At 57.3% G+C, this 932-nt stretch carries 2 rRNA genes; both read right to left on the bottom strand.

Annotated elements, in window-relative coordinates:
- Positions 1-492 (bottom strand): 23S ribosomal RNA (locus ACLQ27_RS32135); the annotation flags it as partial.
- 378 nt (positions 493-870) lie between these two features.
- Positions 871-932 (bottom strand): 16S ribosomal RNA (locus ACLQ27_RS32130); the annotation flags it as partial.

Raw genomic sequence — 932 nt, 5'->3', positions numbered from 1 at the left:
GATTCACGGCAGATTTCAGGGGTCCGCCGCTACTCGGGAACACCCACAGAAGGTCAGCAACTTTCACCTACCGGACTCTCACCGTCTACGGTCAGCCATTCCAGACTGTTCGACTAGCCACTGACTTTGTAACTCCTCGAACAAGTGTCAGCTTGTTCAGTAGGGTCCCACAACCCCGACCACGCAACCCCTGACAGGTATCACACGCAGCCGGTTTAGCCTCAATCCGCTTTCGCTCGCCACTACTCACGGAATCACTAATTTGTTTTCTCTTCCTACGGGTACTGAGATGTTTCACTTCCCCGCGTTCCCTCCACACACCCTATGTGTTCAGGTGTGGGTGACACCACATGACTGGTGCCAGGTTTCCCCATTCGGACACCCTGGGATCACAGCTTGGTTGACAGCTCCCCCAGGCCTATCGCGGCCTCCCACGTCCTTCATCGGCTCCTGGTGCCAAGGCATTCACCGTTCGCCCTTGACAACTTGACCACAAAGATGCTCGCGTCCACTGTGCAATTCTCAACAAACGACCAACCCACAACCCGAACAGCCCCACACCAGCACCACCACAGTGATCGGTATGTGAGGCCAGGCCATGCCTGGCAGACTCCCAGCCCCCACAAGGGAGGCTGGCCAAGTCTCTGAAACAACAACCATCGGTTGTTCTTTCAGGACCCAACAGGGTGCTTACATTCTTCCTCAGCCGCACCAGGGCTTCGTTCCCACCACCACAAGGGCAGCTGTACTAGAAGGAACCCGGCCGTTGCCGAGGGAAAACTTGCCAGTGTCTCCGCCATCTGAGCACCCCGACCCAACATTCGTGGGCCGCGGGCTCCTTACGCCCTTTCGGGCGAAGGTGCTCCTTAGAAAGGAGGTGATCCAGCCGCACCTTCCGGTACGGCTACCTTGTTACGACTTCGTCCCAATCG

This window comes from Micromonospora sp. DT63 (genome assembly GCF_049841615.1).
Classification (GTDB): Bacteria; Actinomycetota; Actinomycetes; order Mycobacteriales; family Micromonosporaceae; genus Micromonospora.
The sequence above is the reverse complement of the archived record's forward strand: the minus strand, read 5'-3'. Positions and strand labels throughout refer to the sequence as shown.